The organism is Nocardia sp. NPDC056100 (assembly GCF_042266325.1).
Classification (GTDB): domain Bacteria; phylum Actinomycetota; class Actinomycetes; order Mycobacteriales; family Mycobacteriaceae; genus Nocardia.
In genome coordinates this window covers 2,092,643-2,106,647 of the sequence record NZ_JBHJVY010000001.1, presented here as the reverse complement: position 1 = coordinate 2,106,647, position 14,005 = coordinate 2,092,643, and the positions used below count along the sequence as shown (strand labels likewise).

Here is a 14,005-nt window from a genome sequence, read left to right as displayed (position 1 = left end):
TCGGAGCAATTCAGACATCTGGACAGGCTGGCGAAGGAGCTCGTGATGACCATGATCGGAACCACACCCCGAATCGGAGCCTGGGATGGCTTCCGCGGCGGCCTGTGGCGGGACGCGATCGATGTGCGCGACTTCATCCAGCAGAACTACACGCCCTACGAAGGCGATGACAGCTTCCTGAGCGGACCCACCGCGCGGACGCTCGGCCTGTGGGCCGAGCTCGGCGCGCTCTTCCCCGTCGAACGCGAACGCGGCGTCTACGACGTGGATCAGCACACACCCTCCACCATCACCTCGCACGCGCCCGGATACATCGACAAGAACGCCGAACTCATCCTCGGCCTGCAAACCGACGCCCCGCTCAAGCGCGCCATCATGCCCAACGGCGGCTATCGCATGGTGCAGAACAGCTTGCGCGCCTACGGAATCGATGAGGATCCGCGGGTCGCGGAGATCTTCACCGACTACCGCAAGACCCATAACGCCGGTGTCTTCGACGCCTACACCGAGGATATTCGCGCCGCCCGCAGTGCGGGCCTGATCACCGGCCTGCCCGACGCGTACGGGCGCGGGCGCATCATCGGCGACTATCGCCGCGTCGCGCTGTACGGCGTGAACCGGCTCATCACCTCGAAGATGGCGGATCGCGCCGCCCTGGACGAGCGCTGGGCCGATGACGAAACCATCAGGCTGCGTGAGGAAGTCAGCGAGCAGATCCGCGCGCTCATGGAACTCAAGACCATGGCCGCGTCCTACGGCTTCGATATCGCCCGCCCCGCCGCGACCGCGCAGGAGGCCATCCAGTGGCTGTACTTCGCCTATCTGGCGGCGGTCAAGGAGCAGAACGGCGCGGCGATGTCGTTGGGGCGCACCGCGAATTTCATCGACGTGTATCTGGAGCGCGATCTCGTGGCCGGTCTGATCACCGAGGAGCGCGCCCAGGAACTGGTGGACGATTTCGTCATCAAACTGCGTATCGTGCGCTTCCTGCGCACGCCCGAATACGATGAGCTGTTCTCCGGTGATCCCACCTGGGTGACCGAATCGATCGGCGGGCTCGGTGCGGATGGGCGGCCGCTGGTGACCCGCACCAGTTTCCGGTATCTGCAGACGCTCTACAACCTGGGCCCGGCCCCGGAACCGAATCTGACGGTGTTCTGGTCGCCGCGACTTCCCGAGGGGTTCAAGCGTTTCTGCGCCCGGGTGTCCATCGACACCAGCGCCATCCAGTACGAATCCGATGAGCTCATGCGCCCCCGCTTCGGTGACGACACCGCCATCGCGTGCTGTGTCTCGGCGATGGAGGTGGGCAAGCAGATGCAATTCTTCGGCGCCCGAGTCAATCTGGCGAAGACGCTGCTCTACGCCATCAACGGCGGGCGCGATGAGCGCACCGGTGAGGTGGTGGCGCGTGGCTTCGAACCCTTGACCGCCGAGGTGCTGGACTACGCCGAGACCGATGCCGCCTTCGATCGAATGATGGATTGGCTGGCATCGACGTACGCGCACGCGCTCAATGTCATTCACTACATGCACGACAAGTACGCGTACGAGCGTATCGAGATGGCATTGCACGACACCGCTGTTCGCCGCACCATGGCGTGCGGTATCGCCGGACTCGCGGTCGCGGCGGATGCGCTCTCGGCCATCAAGTACGCGAAAGTGACTGTGCTGCGCGATGACACGGGACTGGCGGTCGATTACCGGATCGACGGGGAATTCCCGGCGTACGGCAACAATGACGACCGGGTCGATGCCATCGCCGCCGGACTGGTGGAGCGTTTCATGCGCAAGATCCGCCGATTCCCGGCCTATCGCAATGCCGAGTACACCCAGTCGGTGCTCACCATCACCTCGAATGTGGTGTACGGCAGGAAGACCGGCAACACCCCGGATGGGCGGCGCGCGGGCGAACCCTTCTCACCGGGCGCGAATCCCATGAACGGGCGCGATACGCACGGCATCGTGGCCTCGGCCATGTCGGTGGCGAAGCTGCCGTACGAGCATGCGCTGGACGGTATTTCGCTCACCACCACGGTCACGCCGCAGGGGCTGGGCCGTACCGCCGAGGAGCGGATCGGCAATCTGGCGGGCGTGCTGGACGGGTACACCGCCACCGGCGGCTTCCATATGAATGTGAACGTGCTGGATCAGGCGACGCTCACCGATGCCATGGCGCATCCGGAGAAGTACCCGCAGTTGACGATTCGCGTCTCGGGTTACGCCGTGAACTTCGTGCGGCTCACCCGTGAGCAGCAGCTCGACGTCATCAACCGGACCTTCCACGCGAGTCTGTGATGACCACCGCGCTCGCGCCGGTCACCGGTTCGGTCCACTCCTGGGATATCTCCACGGGGGTGGACGGGCCGGGTACGCGCTTCGTGACATTCCTGAGCGGCTGCCCGCTGCGCTGCCTGTACTGCCAGAACCCCGATACCTGGCTGCGCGACAACGGGATTCGGCTCGGCAGTGACGACATACTGGCCGAGACGGCCAAATACGTGCCGTTCATCGCGGCCAGCGGCGGCGGCGCGACGCTCAGCGGCGGCGAACCGCTCCAGCAGCCGCGATTCGCGACCGCGCTGCTGCGCGGCTTCCGGGATCTCGGCCTGCACACGGCCCTGGACACCTCCGGCTATCTGGGTGGGCTGGCCGGTGACGATCTGCTCGATGCCACCGATCTGGTGCTGCTCGATATCAAGGCGGGGCAGGCGCAGACGTATCGGCGGCTCACCTCGCGCTCGCTGGAACCGACGCTGCGGTTCGCCGAACGCCTGGCCGCGCTGGGTAAACCGGTCTGGCTGCGCTACGTGCTGGTTCCAGGGATCACCGACGCGCCCGCGGAGATCGGCACCGTGGCCCGGTTCGCCGCCGGTCTGGGCAATGTCGAACGGGTCGACGTACTGCCCTTCCACACCCTCGGCCAGGCGAAATGGGAGGCGCTGGGCCGCCGCTTCGTGCTGGCCGAAACTCCCGCCCCCACACCGGAACAGGTCGAGGACGCCCGCGCCGAATTCCGCGCGTGCGGGTTGACCGCCTACTAGAACCTCGCCGGGCCGACGATGTCCCGGCGATCAGGGGCAGCGCGGCGGATGGCGCATGCGGATCGCCGCCCGCCGCGCCCGCTCACCGCTCGAGCGGTACGGACCTGCGAGGATGCTCCGGTGGACAGTTCAGGAAAGATCAGCGTCTTCCTGCTCGACGATCATGAGATCGTCCGCCGCGGCCTACAGGATCTGCTGGAGGCCGAAGGCGATCTCACCGTGGTCGGCGAAGCGGGCACCGCCGCCGAGGCCCTGCGCCGCATCCCCGCCGTCCGCCCCGACGTGGCGGTGCTGGACGTCCGCCTCGAAGACGGTGACGGCATCACCGTCTGCCGCGACCTGCTCTCGGACCTCCCCGACCTCAACGTCCTCATGCTCACCTCCTTCGCCGATGACGAAGCCCTGCTCGGCGCGGTGCTCGCGGGCGCGAAAGGCTATGTCCTCAAACAACTCCGCGGCCCGCAACTGGTCGACGCCATCCGCCGTGTAGCCGCCGGAGAATCCCTCATCGACCCCGCCGCCGCCAAGGACCTCACCGCTCGCCTCGCTCGCACCCCGGAGATAGCTTCCCCCCTGGCCGCCGCCGACCTCACCGACCGCGAACGCCAAATCCTCGCTCTCATAGGCGAAGGCCTGAGCAACAAACAAATAGCCGCCCGAGTCTTCCTCTCCGAGAAAACGATCCGCAACTACGTCTCAGCCCTCCTCGCCAAACTGGGCCTATCCCGCCGCTCCCAAGCCGCCATCCTCGCCGAACACCTCCGCCACGAACACGGCGACAACTGGGCCAACTGATCCGATCAGGCGTGCGGCGAACCGATCCGCCAGAATCTACTCCCGGCTCGATCGCGGTGTGGGACTCGGCGCGAAACGAGTGAGCCGCAAGCTGTTGCGGCTCGCCGTACTTGCCGTTCGTGCAACCCGTCAACGACTTGGCGCACGCCACAGCTTCGCGCCCGCTGGGGTGCGAGAACGGGGTGGCGGGGCGATACCGATCACGCCGGCGGGTCGGTGGGGCGAAAATCGTGGGTATGACCGAGCTTTCGCTGACCGATGCGCGCCGGGACGAGTTGGGTGCGCTGCTGGGGGACGAGGGGCGGCTGCGGGGTGAGTTCCCGAAGGTGGCCGACTATCTCGATACCGCGCCCAGATTGCCGGGTACCGGGGACGCGGCCGCCGATGCGGCGTTCGATCTGCGGTTCGTGCACTTCATGACCGGTGGGGAGGAGATCAGCCGGAATCCGTACTGGGACATCGTCGGGCCGTCGGTGTCGGAGCGGGACGGTATGGCGGTGGTGGACGGCGGGCGGAGCAATGGGAGCGCTCGGCTCGGCTATGCGCAGACCATTCTGCAAGCCGTGTACGCCTATGCGATTCCCGCGCCGCAGACGCTGCGCTGGGCGGCGGAGTTCTGCGCTGGGCGGTCGGTGCTGGAACTCGGTGCGGGACGCGGATATTGGGCCGCGCAGCTCGCGGGTGCGGGACTCGAGGTCGCCGCCTATGACTCCGAGCCGCCGGATCGCACCGTGAATCTGTCGTTTCCCGGAGCATCCGGGCAGCGCGATACCTGGTATCCGGTAGGCGATCTCACCGACTGCGCGGCGCGCGTGTCGGATAGGTCCGGTGAGGTGCTGTTCCTGTGCTGGCCGCCCGGCTGGGGCAGCACCATGGCCTCACAGGCGCTGACGGATTTCGTCAGCGCCGGTGGCGAGCGGGTGCTCTTCATCGGCGAGCCCAAGGGCGGCAAGACCGGTGACGACGCCTTCTTCGAGACGCTCGCCGCCGACTGGCGGCTGGAATCCGAAGACGCGCACTATGTTTCGTGGTGGAACCTATCGGACGTCGCACAGGGCTGGGTGCGCAGCTGATGCGGCGCCGATGGGCGAAAAGACGCTCATACCAGCGAGTTTCGTCCAACCGGGCCGCGGGCGCGATCGATCCGCCCGCAGGTGCATACCCCTTGGGGCGGGTAGCGGTCAGGCCGTAGGGACCGGTTCGGTTGTCGGCTGGGGGTCCGCGGGTTCCGGGTCGGGGTCCAGGCTCATGCGGAAGACGAAGGCGGAGTAGCGGTCCAGGGGGAAGGAGATGTCGCAGGCCATCAGGACTCGGTCGTCGCGGGCCAGGAAGCGTTGGCGGACGTGTTTGACCAGGGCGCCGTCGGGGGTGTTGAGCCAGGCGGCGTGGGTTTGGGCGGGGAGTTGGTCGGCGATGGTCTCTTCCAGGAAGGCCGCGCCTTCGGTGCCCTCGGTGTCCAGTGGCTGGTAGGCGTCGGAGATGGAGATGGGGCGGCCGTCCTCGCTGGCGCGGGTGGTGATCTGGGTGATCTCCTCGCCGAGGTGGACGCCCAGGATTTCGGCGAGGGTCTCGGTGGCGCTCAGGCGTTTGCTGGTGCGCTCGACCTTCACCTCCCGGTCCGTCTCCTGGCCGAAACTCGTTTCCGGACTTTCCATTTGGCGTTCGGGCGCGAGTCGCACCAGGTCGATGCGGTCGGCGACGAAGGTGCCGCGGCGTTCGACGCTGCGCACCAGGCCCTGGCTGAGCAGTAGTTTCACCGCGTGCCGCACCACGATCTGGGAGACGCCGTTGCGTTCGGCGATCTCGGCGTAGCTCGGTAGCTGGGTGCCGGGCGGCAGTGCGCCGGTGCGGATCTGGCGTGCGTACTTACCTGCGATGGCCACGTAGGCGGGTTCTGGCATGTGCTCGGTCCTTCGAATCACGTTGTCCCCGTTCTCAACAATATTCCGTATACCCAGTTGCGGATGTGCAGTTGTGGATATACTCAACTGGATATACGCATTCGGTCCACGGGTAGATCGAGGGGGCGTCATGAAGTTTCGGCCGACCGCAGTCGGATATCTGCGCAGTGATGTCAGCGGCCTCCGGCAGGCCTGGGATGAGGACCAGATCCGCAAGCGCGCCCAGCGCCTGGGCTACGACTTCGCCAAACTGGTCATCGCGGACGCCCGCTCCGGGCGTCACCTATTGGCCGGTCTGAAGACGATCACCACTCGCCTGGACGCCGAAGCGATCATTGTTCCCAGCGCGCGGCATTTCGACGGGGCGACGGTGCCCGATGACCTGGTGCAGGTCGCCGATGTCATCACCGTCGATCCCGAGGAAACGTACGCGCGCTGGGCAATTCGGCCCCCGGCGGGTTTTCGCTGACTAGTTCGGCTGCGCCGCGGGCTGTGCCTGCGGCGCGGTGGTCTCCGGTGCTGCCACCGGTTTATCGGCCCACTTGGAGGTGCCGGCCGGAGCCTGCAGCGTGGTGAGCAGATCGATGCCGGCGGCGATCAGCGTCGGACCGCCCACCGCGATCGAACCGAGGATGCCGCCGATGGTCGCGCCCGCCATGAATCCGGGCAGGCAGCCCGCGGCGATGGTGGCCAGGCAGCCGATGGTCGCGCCGAGTGCCGTGCCGACGAAGGTGCCGATGGTGGTAGCCAGGCCGAACTGGGTGCTGAAGAAATTGAGCGCGCGCGTGTCCTCATTCGCCGATGCGATGGGTTTCACGGTGATCTGCTGATTGGCGTCGAGGCCCGCCGGTTTGTCGGGCGTGAGCACCAATACGGTGTTATTGCGCTGAATTTCCGGTTTGACCGGAACGTCGACCCCGGCCAAATGGAATTCGAGTGGCAGCGTGAGCAATACGCCGCCCCGCTCATCTTTCACATTGACCACGTCCACCGTTCCGGCGGGGTCGGCGCCGGGGGTGTGGGAGAGCTCGAAAGTGCCGCCCTTGAGAGTGGTGACGACCGTTTTGTCCACCAGCTTCGCGGAATACGAAACATTCTGGGGTGCAGCGGGCTCGGCGTTCGCCAGGCCGGTTGCCGCGGTCAGTGCGCCGATTACGAGGGAAGCTGCCGCGGTGGAGCTGCGGAACGCCATGCGGTATCCAATCGTCATCAGGTTCAGGCAAAATCCAACCAGCGAAGCTTAGTGGAATACGCAGGGGCCGACCGGGTTTCGGTCGTAAAGGATTTCTGCGAGGAATGTCCGGAATTACCGAAAGAACTATTCACCTGACCGGTTTGCTGGCGTATCGCCGCACCGGATGCCCCGAATGTGCGCATACGTCCCGAACGAGGCACACTGCGCACATGACCCTCAGGTACAGCGCGGGCGTGCTGCTCTTCCGTCGCACCCCCACCCTCGAAGTACTGCTCGGCCATATGGGCGGACCGCTCTGGGCCAAGAAGGACGCGTCCGCCTGGTCCATCCCCAAGGGTGAGTACGAACCCGAGGAAGAGGAGCAGCGCGCCGCGGCCGCACGCGAATTCACCGAGGAACTCGGCCTCCCCGTCCCCGACGGCGACTGGCTCGCCCTCGGCGAAGTCACGTACGGCAGCGGCCGCAGCCGCAAACAGGTCACCGTCTGGGCCGTCGAAGGCGACCTTGATCCGGCGCTGGTGGTACCCGGCACCTTCGAGATGGAATGGCCGCCGCGTTCGGGCCGGATGCAGGAGTTCCCGGAGATCGACCGCGCCGAATGGTTCCCCCTCGATATCGCCCAGGAGAAGCTCGGTAAAGGCCAGCGGCCCTTCCTGGACCGGCTCGCCGAACTCGAAAACCAAGCCTGACCTGCCCGGACCGGTGGCTCACAGCAACCTCGCAGGCTGATCCCAGCTGAAGCCGTGGCGCGGTGGCGAGGGTGGATCGCATGATCGATACAGCTACTGCGCCGGGGTCCGGCGGTGCGCCGCCCGCGGCGCCGACGCGAGCGGGTCGGCGTCCGGCGACCACGCCCGGACCACTGCGGCGCGAATACGTCTGGCTCGCACTGCTGCTGGTGGGCACCGGAGCCGCGTATCTATGGAATCTGACCGCCAGCGGGTGGGCGAATTCGTTCTATGCCGCGGCCGTGCAGTCCGGAGCGAAGTCGTGGAAGGCGTTCTTCTTCGGCTCCTCCGACTGGGCCAACGCCATCACCGTCGACAAGACCCCGGCGTCGCTCTGGCCGATGGAGTTGTCCGCCAGGCTATTCGGCTTCAGCAGCTGGACCATGCTGCTCCCGCAGGTGCTGCTCGGGGTGGCGTCGGTGGCGCTGCTGTGGGCGGTGGTGCGACGGCACTTCGGGGCGAACGCCGGACTGCTGGCCGGACTCGCACTCGCGGTGACTCCCGTTGCGGCACTGATGTTCCGGTACAACAACCCGGACGCGCTCCTGGTCTTCCTGATGATCGCCGCCATATGGGCCATGCTGCGGGCGCTCGACGACGGCCGCTGGCGCTGGCTGGTGCTGTGCGGACTGCTCGTCGGATTCGGTTTCCTGGCAAAGCAATTGCAGGTCGGACTGGTCCTGCCCGCGCTCGCGCTCACCTACCTCTTCGCCGGTCCGCCCAAGCTCGGCAAGCGCATCGCGCAGCTGTTCGCGGCCGGTGCCGCGATGGTGGCGGGTGCGGGCTGGTGGGTGCTCATCGCCCAACTGTGGCCCGCCTCCGATCGCCCGTATTTCGGTGGCTCCACGAACAATTCGATCATCGAGCTGACCCTCGGATACAACGGCCTGGACCGGCTCGGACTCGGCTCCGGGAGCGGTAAGCCCGGCGGCGGCGGTACCCCAGGCGGCGACCCGGGTGGTATGGCCGCCGGTGGCGATCTCGCCTCGGGCGGCGATATGCCGCAAATGCACGGCGGCTTCCACCCGTTCGGCGGCCAGGCCGGAATCACCCGCCTGTTCAACGAGACCGTCGGCGGTCAGATCGCCTGGCTCATCCCGGCGGCGCTGATCCTGCTCGTGGTGGCAATCATATTGCGCGGCAAGGCACCTCGAACCGATGGCAAGCGCGCCGCGCTGCTGCTGCTCGGTGGCTGGGGGCTGGTGACCGGGCTGGTGTTCAGCTTCATGGGCGGCATCTTCCACGAGTACTACACGGTGGCATTGGCTCCGGCGCTCGCCGGAACCATCGCAGCCGCCGGTGCCGTGGTGTGGCCGCACCGCGAACGCCCTTGGGTGCGAGCGACACTCGTGCTGAGCGTGGCGCTGACCGCCCTGACAGCTTTTGTACTGCTCTCGCGCACACCGGATTTCGTGCCCTGGCTGCGCTGGGTGATCGTCGGCGTAGCAGTGCTCGCCGCAGCCGGTCTACTGCTGCGCGGCGGCCGCACGCTGACCATCGCGACCCTATTCGCCGCGCTCTTCGTCGGCCTGGCCGCGCCGACCGCCTACGCCGTGGAAACACTGCGCCTGCCGCACACCGGCGGCATCGTGAAGGCCGGTCCCGAAACCGATTCCGGCTTCGGGAAGTTCCCCGGTACGCACGGCGGCGACCAGGCGTCCGGCAGTCCGATGGGCGGTGAGGAGAAGCCCGGCGACAAGACGCTGGCTCTGCTCGAACAGGACGGTTCGTCGTACACCTGGGTGGCCGCCACCGTCAGCTCCAATAACGCGGCGACCTATCAGCTGGCCGCGAACTACCCCGTCATGGCGATCGGCGGCTTCGGCGGCGGCGACGCCTCCCCGACCCTGGCCCAGTTCCAGCAAGACGTCACCGAGGGCAGGATTCACTACTTCATCGCAGGTGACAGTCGTGGACCGGGCAGCTCCAGCACCTCGGAAGGTTCGAAGATCACCGCCTGGGTAAAAGATCATTACACCGCGACCGAGGTGGATGGGGTCACGCTCTACGACCTGACCGCGACCCCGAAGGCCGGGTGATATGAGGGGCGGTACGGGCCGGGTTGACCGGCCCGTACCGGTCAACCCGCTGCCGGTGTGGATCCCGGCCACGAGCACGCCGGGATGACGGGACTTTTCAGCGAGGTGGCGGACTAGAGCCTCGGATCGATGGGCTCGGTTTCCAGGGCCAGGACAGCGAAGACGGCCTCGTGGACGCGCCAGAGGGGTTCGCCGGTGACGAAGCGGTCCAGGGCTTCCAGGCCCAGGGCGTATTCGCGCAACGCCAGGGAGCGTTTGCCGCCGAGGCCGCGCTGGCGCAGGCGGGTGAGGTTGGCGGGGCGCAGGTATTCCGGGCCGTAGATGATCCGGAGGTATTCCGGGCCACGGCATTTCACGCCCGGCTGGACCGGACGCCCACTGCGGGTGCCGGATCCGGTGACCAGCGAGCCGGTGGGTTTGACCACCATGCCCTCGCCGCCCGCCGCGGTGAGTTCGATCCACCACGCGGTGGCCGCGGCCTCGCTGTCCGGGTCGGACAGGTCGACCGAGACCCGCCGGGTCGGGGTGAACAGTTCCGGATCGGCCTCGATCAGCCGATCGATGCGTTCCAGGTGCCAGTTGTGCTCGCGCACGGCGTAATTCGCGCCCTGGGCGGCCAGGATCTGGAACGGGGCCAGGCGCACGCCGTCGAGACCGTCCACGGGCCAGCAGTAGCGCCCGTACGCGGTCGTGAAGGCCGCCGCGTCGGCCTCCCGGTCCCGGGTGCGGTCGGCGAGATCGGTGACGTCCAAACCTCTCGCACCGGCGGCGGCCAGCACCTGGGCCGCCGCGCCCAGCGAAGCCCGGGCGGCCGCCCCGACCGCCGCGTACTGACTGCGCAGCAGTCCCAGCGCCTTGGCCGACCACGGCAGCAGTTCGGTGTCCAGGGCCAGCCAGTCGGTGCCCAATTCCTCGAAGAGCCCGGCCTTCTCGGCCGCGGCGCGCACCCGTGCCAGCAGCGTCTCGGCCTGTTCCGGATCGTCGAAGAACGGCCGCCCGGTGCGGGTGTACACCGCGCCGGTACTGCCGTCGTTCACGCCGAACCGATCGCGGGCGGCGTCGGCGGAGCGCGCCAGCACCACGACCGCGCGCGATCCCATGTGCTTCTCCTCGCACACCACGGTCTCGACGCCTTCGGAGCGGTAGTACTCGAACGCCTGCGCCGGATACTCCAGATATCCGTCGAGAGTCGATGTGGCGCAAGGTGACATGGTCGGCGGCAGGTACACCAGCCAGCGCGGATCGATGGCGAACCGGCTCATCACCTCGAGCGCCGCGCTGGCCGCGTCCTCCTGCACGCTCACCCGGGACAGATAGCGGGTCTCCACCACGCGGCGGCCGATCACATCGTCCAGGTCCAGTACGGCCGGATCGCGATGCACCATGCCGATGCCGGGCACCACGCTCGGCGTCTCCAGCGGTCGCGTCGGTTCGTACCAGACCTGTTCCGCCGGAACGGAAACCGGCTCGCGCTCGGGATAGCGCAGCGCGGTGAGCCGCCCGCCGAACACCACACCGGTATCCAGGCAGAGCGTGTTGTTCACCCACACCAGCTCGGCCATGGGCGTGTGCCCGTACAGCACCAGCGCTTTGCCGCGATAGTCATTGGCCCACGGATAGCGCACCGGCAGCCCGTATTCGTCTGTCTCACCGGTGGATTCGCCGTACATGGCGAATTCGCGCACCCGCCCGGAGGCGCGGCCGTGGAACTGTTCCTTCAGCCCGGCGTGCGCCACCACCAGATTGCCCTCGTCCAGAACGTAGTGGCTGATCAGACCGCGCATGAATTCCCTTGCGGTCTTGCGGAATTCGTCATCCTCGCCGTCCAGCTGCGCGAGCGATTCGGCCAGCCCGTGCGTGGTCCTGACCTTGCGCCCGTCCAGCGCCCGCACCAGTTTGAACTCGTGGTTTCCGGTGACGCACAGCGCGTTTCCGGCTTTCACCATGCCCATGACCAGCCGCAGCACACCCGGGGTGTCGGGACCGCGATCGACCAGATCGCCGACGAATACCGCGGTGCGCCCGTCCGGATGCCGCGCGTCCACCGCGCGCCCGGCGGTATCGCGGGTCAGCGCGTAGCCGAGTTCGCCCAGCAGCGTCTCCAATTCGGAACGGCAGCCGTGGATATCGCCGATCACATCGAACGGCCCGGTCAGATCGCGGCGATCGTTCCAGAGCCGCTCGTTCACGATGGTGGCCGCGTCGATCTCGGCGGTGCCGTGCAGCACGTGCACGCGCCGGAAGCCCTCGCGTTCCAGGAAGCGCAGACTTCGCTTCAGATCGCGCTGCTGCCGCGCCACCACATGCCGCCCGAAATCGCGATCGGGCCGGGAGGCATTGCGGTCCGCGCATTCCCGCTCGGGCACATCCAGCACGATCGCCACCGGCAGCACATCGTGCGCCCGCGCCAGCTCGATCAATTCCTGCCGCGCCTTGGGCTGCACATTGGTGGCGTCGATGACGGTGCGCAGCCCGCGCCGCAGCCGGACACCGGCGATGTGATGCAGCAGCGCGAACGCGTCGGGCGTGGCCGCCTGATCGTTCTCGTCATCGCTGACGATGCCGCGGCAGGCATCGGAGGACACGATCGCCGTCTCGCGGAAATGCTTGCGCGCGAAGGTGGATTTACCCGATCCGGTACTGCCGATCAGCACGACCAGGCACAGTTCGGGAATGGAGAGCTCAGCCATTACGCCGCTCCCTTCTCATCATTCGCGGCCCTGGTGAAGACCGCCATCTGCGTGGGCGGGCCGAGCTCCTCGTCGGGTATCCCGACGGGCTCGAATCGCACCCGATAGCCATAGGTTTCGCCGACTCGGGCCGCCCAGTCACCGAATTCGGCTCGGCTCCATTCGAATCGGTGATCGCTGTGCCGGAAAGCGCCGTCCGCCATGCCCTCGTAGAGCGCGTTGTACTCCCCGTTGGGCGTCGTCACGATCACCGCACCGGGTGCGGCGGCACCGAATACGGCCTGCTCCAACGCGTTCAGTCGAGGCAGGTCGACATGTTCGATGACCTCCATGAGCACCGCCGCGTCGTATCCGCGCAGCGAGGCGTCGGTATAGGTCAGCGCCCCCTGCCGCAGCGCCACCCGGCGCGTCTGCCATTCCGGCAGCCGTCGCATCCGGCGCTCCGCGATTCGCAATGATCGAACCGAGACATCAACGCCGACAATCTCATTGAACGACTTCTCCGCCACCAGCTCGCGCAGCAGCGCGCCTTCTCCGCATCCGAGATCCAGCACCCGCTGTGCCCCCGTGGACCGCAGCGCCTGGAGCACCGCCGCCCGCCGCATTACCGCGAGCGACTGCACCGGCGCATCGGCCACGATCGGATCGGCGGATGCCGCGGTGCTGCCGGTCGTACCCGTATCGCTCGAGGCGTCCGCCTCCACGATGACATCGGTTGCGGTGCCGCGGGATTCGTCTTCCTCGGACAGTACGGCGGCAGCGGCTTCCGCTGTGGCCGCTGCCACTTCCCGCGCGAGGTCGTCGATATTGACGTCCACCGCACCGAACGACTCTGGTTCGAGATCGTCCAGTTCGGCCAGCCGCGCCAGCGCCGCGCGCACCAGCGAGTGCCGCCGCGCCAGATAGCGCCGGGTGATCCAATCCCGCGCCGGATGGGTGTTGAGCCAGCCCGCGCCGAAGCGCAGCAGTTTGTCGATCTCCGCGGTGTCCAGGAAGTAGTGCTTGCTGCCGTCGAGCACGGGCAGCAGCACGTACAGGTGCGACAGGGCGTCCGAAAGCCGAAGCGTGCCGGTCAATTCCAGCCGCAGATAGTGCGAGTCACCCCATTCCGGGAAGGCCGGATCCAGCGGCAGGGGAGTGGCCCGCACCGTCCACCCGAGCGGCCCGAAGACCTGTTCGGCGGCCTCGGCCCCGCCCTTGCACGGCACCGCGGGCAGTTCGATGCGCAGCGGCAGCGCGGTCTCCGCCAGTTCCGGCCGCTGCGCGCACCGCCCGTGCAGCGCGGAGCCGAATACCGACGAGATGGCGACGGACAGCAGCGATGACGCCGCGTACGGCCGATCGTTCACATACTGGCCGAGGCTGAATTCCGTTACCCCCTTGGTCTTTCCGCGCACCAGCCGGACCGGATCGATCTCCAGCAGTAGCGCGGCGGTGCAGCGATCGGCATCGGCCTCGGGATAGAGCACATGCGCCACCCCGTAGGACTGTTCGAACGTCTGCACCTTGCCGGGGTTCTTGTGCAGCAGATATCCCAGCTCGCTCGCCGCCCATTCGGCGTCATCGGGTCGGGTACAGGTAATCGTCAGCAGCACCCGTCGAATGCTTCCGTA

At 67.3% G+C, this 14,005-nt stretch carries 11 protein-coding genes; 7 read left to right on the top strand and 4 right to left on the bottom strand.

Translation table 11 applies throughout. The annotated features are described in order from the left end of the window. Positions 1 to 45: 45 nt before the first annotated feature. From pflB to ACFC0O_RS09750, 4 genes are all read left to right on the top strand, one after another. Complete coding sequence (gene pflB, locus ACFC0O_RS09765; RefSeq protein WP_375955329.1) at positions 46 to 2,298, top strand: formate C-acetyltransferase; 2,253 nt, start codon at positions 46 to 48, stop codon at positions 2,296 to 2,298. Beyond that, positions 2,298 to 3,044 (top strand): pyruvate formate-lyase-activating protein, encoded by a 747-nt coding sequence (pflA, locus tag ACFC0O_RS09760; RefSeq protein ID WP_375955327.1) that lies wholly within the window; start codon positions 2,298 to 2,300, stop codon positions 3,042 to 3,044. The genes pflB and pflA overlap by 1 nt, the downstream gene beginning before the upstream one ends. Positions 3,045 to 3,164: 120 nt before the next feature. Continuing rightward, positions 3,165 to 3,839 (top strand): response regulator, encoded by a 675-nt coding sequence (locus ACFC0O_RS09755; protein ID WP_375955326.1) that lies wholly within the window; start codon positions 3,165 to 3,167, stop codon positions 3,837 to 3,839. A 236-nt stretch (positions 3,840 to 4,075) separates the two neighbouring features. Further along, positions 4,076 to 4,912: a hypothetical protein gene (locus ACFC0O_RS09750; RefSeq protein ID WP_375955324.1), complete on the top strand. Its 837-nt coding sequence runs from the start codon at positions 4,076 to 4,078 to the stop codon at positions 4,910 to 4,912. 108 nt (positions 4,913 to 5,020) lie between these two features. On the opposite strand, the gene ACFC0O_RS09745 is transcribed toward ACFC0O_RS09750, so the two are convergent. Continuing rightward, the gene (locus ACFC0O_RS09745) at positions 5,021 to 5,740 is read right to left on the bottom strand and encodes a GntR family transcriptional regulator (RefSeq protein WP_375955322.1); all 720 of its coding nucleotides are present in this window, start codon (positions 5,738 to 5,740) and stop codon (positions 5,021 to 5,023) included. A gap of 130 nt (positions 5,741 to 5,870) precedes the next feature. Between ACFC0O_RS09745 and ACFC0O_RS09740 the strand changes: the two genes are divergently transcribed. Further along, complete coding sequence (locus ACFC0O_RS09740) at positions 5,871 to 6,209, top strand: hypothetical protein (protein WP_364629470.1); 339 nt, start codon at positions 5,871 to 5,873, stop codon at positions 6,207 to 6,209. Here ACFC0O_RS09740 and ACFC0O_RS09735 read toward each other — a convergent pair whose 3' ends face one another. Beyond that, entirely contained in the window at positions 6,210 to 6,950 is a 741-nt protein-coding gene (locus ACFC0O_RS09735; protein ID WP_375955320.1) for a hypothetical protein, read from the bottom strand. It lies immediately after the preceding gene. 194 nt (positions 6,951 to 7,144) lie between these two features. On the opposite strand from ACFC0O_RS09735, the gene ACFC0O_RS09730 reads away from it, so the two are divergent. Then, positions 7,145 to 7,624, top strand: coding sequence for an NUDIX domain-containing protein (locus ACFC0O_RS09730; protein ID WP_375955318.1), 480 nt, complete (start codon positions 7,145 to 7,147; stop codon positions 7,622 to 7,624). An 80-nt stretch (positions 7,625 to 7,704) separates the two neighbouring features. Beyond that, positions 7,705 to 9,702, top strand: coding sequence for an ArnT family glycosyltransferase (locus tag ACFC0O_RS09725; RefSeq protein WP_375955316.1), 1,998 nt, complete (start codon positions 7,705 to 7,707; stop codon positions 9,700 to 9,702). 113 nt (positions 9,703 to 9,815) lie between these two features. On the opposite strand, the gene ACFC0O_RS09720 is transcribed toward ACFC0O_RS09725, so the two are convergent. Further along, on the bottom strand, positions 9,816 to 12,392 hold the full coding sequence (locus ACFC0O_RS09720; protein ID WP_375955314.1) for a polynucleotide kinase-phosphatase: 2,577 nt from the start codon (positions 12,390 to 12,392) through the stop codon (positions 9,816 to 9,818). Further along, positions 12,392 to 13,987 (bottom strand): 3' terminal RNA ribose 2'-O-methyltransferase Hen1, encoded by a 1,596-nt coding sequence (locus ACFC0O_RS09715; RefSeq protein WP_375955313.1) that lies wholly within the window; start codon positions 13,985 to 13,987, stop codon positions 12,392 to 12,394. Before ACFC0O_RS09715 ends, ACFC0O_RS09720 begins: the two co-directional genes overlap by 1 nt. Positions 13,988 to 14,005 lie beyond the last annotated feature (18 nt).

Bases quoted from the DNA above. Each gene is read 5' to 3' on its own strand.
- pflA (WP_375955327.1), top strand. From the start codon at position 2,298: ATGACCACCGCGCTCGCGCCGGTCACCGGTTCGGTCCACTCCTGGGAT.
- ACFC0O_RS09725 (WP_375955316.1), top strand. From the start codon at position 7,705: ATGATCGATACAGCTACTGCGCCGGGGTCCGGCGGTGCGCCGCCCGCG.
- ACFC0O_RS09745 (WP_375955322.1), bottom strand. From the start codon at position 5,740: ATGCCAGAACCCGCCTACGTGGCCATCGCAGGTAAGTACGCACGCCAG.
- ACFC0O_RS09720 (WP_375955314.1), bottom strand. From the start codon at position 12,392: ATGGCTGAGCTCTCCATTCCCGAACTGTGCCTGGTCGTGCTGATCGGC.
- pflB (WP_375955329.1), top strand. From the start codon at position 46: ATGACCATGATCGGAACCACACCCCGAATCGGAGCCTGGGATGGCTTC.
- ACFC0O_RS09750 (WP_375955324.1), top strand. From the start codon at position 4,076: ATGACCGAGCTTTCGCTGACCGATGCGCGCCGGGACGAGTTGGGTGCG.
- ACFC0O_RS09730 (WP_375955318.1), top strand. From the start codon at position 7,145: ATGACCCTCAGGTACAGCGCGGGCGTGCTGCTCTTCCGTCGCACCCCC.
- ACFC0O_RS09735 (WP_375955320.1), bottom strand. From the start codon at position 6,950: ATGACGATTGGATACCGCATGGCGTTCCGCAGCTCCACCGCGGCAGCT.
- ACFC0O_RS09740 (WP_364629470.1), top strand. From the start codon at position 5,871: ATGAAGTTTCGGCCGACCGCAGTCGGATATCTGCGCAGTGATGTCAGC.